General features: G+C 71.4%; 4 protein-coding genes. All 4 read left to right on the top strand.

Going from position 1 to position 5,155, the window contains the following annotated elements:
* The first annotated feature begins 249 nt into the window (after positions 1-249).
* Positions 250-1,821, top strand: a complete 1,572-nt coding sequence (locus J0670_RS29565) for an APC family permease (protein WP_207814764.1) — start codon at positions 250-252, stop codon at positions 1,819-1,821.
* Between the two features lie 180 nt (positions 1,822-2,001).
* The gene (trpS, locus tag J0670_RS29560) at positions 2,002-3,093 is read left to right on the top strand and encodes a tryptophan--tRNA ligase (protein ID WP_207814763.1); all 1,092 of its coding nucleotides are present in this window, start codon (positions 2,002-2,004) and stop codon (positions 3,091-3,093) included.
* A gap of 163 nt (positions 3,094-3,256) precedes the next feature.
* Positions 3,257-4,207, top strand: a complete 951-nt coding sequence (locus tag J0670_RS29555) for an LD-carboxypeptidase (RefSeq protein WP_207814762.1) — start codon at positions 3,257-3,259, stop codon at positions 4,205-4,207.
* 40 nt (positions 4,208-4,247) lie between these two features.
* Complete coding sequence (locus J0670_RS29550) at positions 4,248-4,922, top strand: nucleoside/nucleotide kinase family protein (RefSeq protein ID WP_207814761.1); 675 nt, start codon at positions 4,248-4,250, stop codon at positions 4,920-4,922.
* The last annotated feature ends 233 nt before the right edge of the window (positions 4,923-5,155 follow it).

Here is a 5,155-nt window from a genome sequence, read left to right as displayed (position 1 = left end):
CGTGCCCGAGGGGCAAACCATCTCAAACCTTGACCTAAGGGGGAAATTACCTTGGCCTAACTCCTTCGAAACAAAGGTACATGGGCCAACGGGCCGTTAATGCTCCACCTCGATCGGGTGTCCCGAGAACGAATCGAAACACGTGGTTTAGATCACCAAGAGTTGGTCTACTCAACCTTCCACCCTCCCGCCTAGGGTGCGCGAGTGTTTGATCAGCAGCTCTCAGAGCACACAAGCAGCGGCCGGGCAATGGCGCCCGGCGCTCCGCAGGGTGCCCCGGTCAGTGGCGCCAGTGGTGGAGTTCCCGATCAGGGGACGGCTGGGGGAGCGGGGGACAAGGGTCTACGGGGCAACTCGGTGGGCCTGCTGGGCAGCGTCGTGCTGGGCGTCTCGACGGTCGCCCCGGTCTACTGCCTGACCGCGACGCTCGGACCGACCGTCACCGCGGTCGGCGTCCACATGCCCGCGGTGTTTCTGGCGGGATTCCTGCCGATGCTGCTCGTCGCGTTCGCGTACAAGGAGCTGAACAAGGACTTCCCGGACTGCGGGACGTCCTTCACCTGGACGGTCAAGGCCTTCGGCCCCCGGGTCGGCTGGATGGCCGGCTGGGGACTGACCGTCGCGACGATCATCGTGCTCTCCAACCTGGCCGGTGTCGCGACCAACTTCCTCTACCTGATGCTCGGTGAGATGACCGGCAGCGGGTGGGTCGCCGACCTCGACCAGAACAAGGCCGTCCACCTGCTCACCGTGGTCCTGCTGATCGCCGGTGCCACCGCGATGAGCTACCGGGGGATGACGGCCACCAAGTGGTTCCAGTACAGCCTGGTCGGCCTCCAGCTGGCCGTGCTGGTGCTCTTCTCGGCCATCGCCATCGGCAAGGCCGCCGCGGGGGACCTGCCGGACTCGATCGGCTTCTCGTTCTCCTGGCTCAACCCGCTCCAGGTCAGCTCGTTCAGCGCGTTCACCGCCGGGCTGTCGCTGTCGATCTTCATGTACTGGGGCTGGGACACCTGCCTCACCATGAACGAGGAGACCCTCGGCAGCGCCAAGACCCCCGGCCGGGCCGCGATGATCTCCATGGTCACCCTGGTCGGCTCGTACCTGCTGGTCGCGATCTCCGCCCAGATGTTCGCGGGCGTCGGCACCACCGGCAGCGGCCTCGGCAACCCGGCCACCGCCGACAACGTCTTCGCCGCGCTCGCCCGCCCGGTGCTCGGCTCGCCGTGGAGCATCCTGCTCTTCCTGGCCGTCGTCGCCAGCGCGGCCGCCAGCCTGCAGACCACCTTCATCCCGGTGGCCCGCACCCTGCTCGCGATGAGCGCCTACCGCGCCGTGCCGCCGCGCTTCGGCGCCGTCCACCCGCGCTTCCGCACCCCCGGCTACGCCACCGTCGCGGCCGGCATCGCCACCGCCGTCTTCTACGTCGGCATGAGCCTGATCAGCGAGAACGTCGTCCAGGACACCATCCTGGCGCTGGGTCTGATGATCTGCTTCTACTACGCACTGACCGCCTTCTCCTGCGTCTGGTACTTCCGCCGCTCGCTGCGCACCAGCGTGCGCGACCTGATGCTCAAGGGCGTCGCCCCGCTGCTGGGCGGCCTCCTGCTGAGCGCGGTCTTCCTGCAGACCCTCACCGACGCCTGGGCCCCCGACTACGGCAGCGGCGCCGTCTTCGGCATCGGCTCGGTGTTCGTGATCGGCGTCGGGATCCTGCTGCTCGGCGCCGGGCTGATGACCTGGTACGGCGTGATCCGGCCGGAGTTCTTCCGCGGCGAGACGCTGCGCAAGGACACCCCCGCGCTGATCGTGGAGGACTGACGCTATCGTTGGAGCCATGAAGAGCTTCACGAGCCTGTGCTGGTGGCCGTCCTAGGACGGCCACCACACTCGCCTGAGCAGGGCCGTCCGGGATGGACGGCCCTGCTGCGTTTCCCCGCGGGACGGGCCCCTCGCCCCGGACGGCCACCACCACCGCCGCCGTACCGAGGGAGAAACCCGATGACCGCCACCGTCCCGAACCCCGCCGCCGCCGTGGCGACCGAGCCCGCGACCGCGCCGACCGCCGACGAACCGGCCACCGCAGGTCCGATCACCGACCCGGCCGCCCACCGCGTCCTCACCGGGGACCGCCCCACCGGCCCGCTCCACCTCGGCCACTACTTCGGCACCCTGCGCAACCGCGTCCGCCTCCAGGACCAGGGCGTCGAGATGTTCGTCCTGGTCGCCGACTACCAGGTCATCACCGACCGCGACATCGCCGACCGGCTCGCCGAGCACACCGAGAACCTCGTCCTCGACTACCTCGCGGCCGGCCTCGACCCCGAGCGCGCCACGATCTTCGCGCACAGCGCCGTCCCCGCCCTCAACCAGCTGCTGCTGCCCTTCCTCAGCCTGGTCAGCGTCGCCGAACTGAGCCGCAACCCCACCGTCAAGGACGAGATCGCCCACTCCAGCCAGGCCGCCGTCAACGGGCTGATGTTCACCTACCCCGTCCACCAGGCCGCCGACATCCTGTTCTGCAAGGCCGACCTGGTGCCGGTCGGCCAGGACCAGCTGCCCCACCTCGAAGTCGCCCGCACCGTCGCCCGCCGCTTCAACGAGCGCTACCCGCACGCCGACGGCAGCGCCGTCTTCCCCCGCCCCCGGGCCCTGCTCTCCGAGGCCCCGATGCTGCTCGGCACGGACGGCGGCAAGATGAGCAAGAGCCGCGGCAACGCCGTCTCCCTCGGCGCCACCGAGGACGAGACCGCCCGGATCATCCGCGGTGCCAAGACCGACGCCGACCGCCACATCACCTACGACCCGGTGAACCGCCCCGAGGTGTCCGGCCTGGTCCTGCTCGCCGCGCTCTGCCAGGACCGCGCCCCCGAGACGGTCGCCGAGGAGATCGGCGCCGGCGGTGCCGCCGCGCTCAAGCGCACGGTCACCGAGTCCGTCAACGAGCACTTCCGCCCGCTGCGCGCCCGCCGGGCCGAGCTCGCCGCCGACCGCGGCCACCTGCGGAAGGTCCTGCACGACGGCGCCGAGCGTGCCAACGCCATCGCCGACGCCACTCTCGCCGAGGTGCGGGAGGTGATGGGGGCGATCTGAAGGGGCCTCAACCGGCTCGCCGGCCCGGCGGGCCCCTCGAGTCGGCGGGCCCGCCGGGCCACGGACATCGAGCGGCCGACACGGGGGCATATCGTCACGGGCGGCCTCGACCACAGCACGAGGCCGCCCGCCAGCCCCCACTCCTTCCCGAAAGGCCCGGTCCATGGACCAGCACCCGACCGCACCCGGCCAGGGACTGACCCGCCCGCCGCAGCTGCGCCCCGGCGACCACATCGCCGTCATCGCCCCCAGCGGCCCGATCGATTCCGAGCGGCTCACCGCCGGCTGCGCGATCCTGCGCTCCTGGGGCCTGCGCGTCACCGTCGCCCCGCACGTCCTCGACACCCACCCCACCCTCGGCTACCTGGCCGGCACCGACGCCGACCGCGCCGCCGACCTCCAGTCCGCCTGGCTCGACCCCACCGTCGACGCCGTCATCTGCGCCCGCGGCGGCTACGGCGTCCACCGCATGGTCGACCTGCTCGACTGGACGGCGATGCGCGCGGCGCGGCCCAAGCCCTTCATCGGCTTCAGCGACGTCAGCTCCCTGCACGAGGCCTTCGCGCAGCGCCTCGGACTCGCCACCCTGTACGGGCCGATGGCCTCCGCCGCCTCCTTCATCAACGACGGACCCACCGCCGAGCACCTGCGCCGCACCCTCTTCGACCCCGCCACCACCACCGTCCTCACCTCGCCGACCGCCACCGCACTCGTTCCCGGCCGGGCCCGCGGCATCACCGCCGGCGGATGCGTCCACGTCCTCGCCGCCGAGCGCGGCACACCAGCCGCCCGCCCTTCCTACGAGGGCGGCATCCTGGTCCTCGAAGACGTCAACGAGCACCCGTACCAACTCGACCGGCTGCTCACCCAGTTCCTGCGCTCCGGCGCCCTCGACGGCGTGGCCGGCATAGCGCTCGGCTCCTGGGAGGGCTGCGGACGGCCCGAACGCGTCCGGCAGGTGATGCTCGACCGCCTCGGCGGACTCGGCGTGCCCGTGCTCTGGGAACTGGGCTTCGGCCACTGCCCGTCCACCCTCACCGTCCCGCTCGGCATCCCCGCCCTGCTCGACGCCGACGCCGGCACCCTCACCCTCGACCTGCCCGCCCTCGCCTGAGACCGGACGCCCGGCCGGAACGAGTGAGTAGGGTGCGGCCATGAACGAGGACCGCCTCACCGCCCTTGCCCTCGGACTCCTCCGCGGCCCGGGCAGCAACGCCCGTACGATCCTCGGACTTGTCGGCCCGCCCGGCGCCGGCAAGTCCACCCTGGCCCGCCGCCTGGTCGCCGGGATCGACCGCGTCGAGGGCCCGGGCACCGCCGCCTACGTCCCGCTCGACGGCTTCCACCTCTCCGCCGCCCAGCTGGACCGCCTCGGCCTGACCCACCGCAAGGGCGCCCCGTCCACCTTCGACGCCCACGGCTACGTCGCCCTGCTGCGCCGCATCGCCACCGACCGCTTCCAGGACATCTACGTCCCCGACTTCGACCGCACCCTGGACGAACCGGTCGCCGCCCGCCACGTCGTCCACCCGCACACCCGCCTCGTCATCACCGAGGGCAACTACCTCGCCGCCACCGACACCCCCTGGCCGGACGCCCGCCGCCTGCTGCGCGAGCTCTGGTACGTCCACACCGAGGACGACGTCCGCGAGGAGCGCCTGCTCCGCCGCCACCGCGACGGCGGCCGCGACGAGGCCACCGCCCGCCACTGGGTCACCGGCAACGACCACCCCAACGGCGAGTACGTGAAGCCGGGCTGCGGGCTCTCCACCCGGGTCGTCTCCGGGGCCGGTTTGCCCGGGGCGCCGGAGAGGGGTAGTGTTCTCTAGTCGCTCGGCAGGGAGCACCGGACACGCACATGCGCGGACGGTCCCGGGGCGGCCAATCCTCTGAAACACCACTTCCCGGTTCGTGCCGGTCGCTTTCGCTTTCTCGCGTTGCGGCTCGGTGCTTATTCGGCGTGCGCGTTTTATCGGATTGCGGCTGGATTCGCTTTTCGGAGCGGGGATCGGCTAGAGTTTGAAACGTCGGACGGGGCGTCAAACCCCGGAAGACACCGGCA

This window comes from Streptomyces sp. FH025 (assembly GCF_017427025.1).
Taxonomy (GTDB): Bacteria; Actinomycetota; Actinomycetes; order Streptomycetales; family Streptomycetaceae; genus Kitasatospora.
The sequence above is the reverse complement of the archived record's forward strand: the minus strand, read 5'-3'. Positions and strand labels throughout refer to the sequence as shown.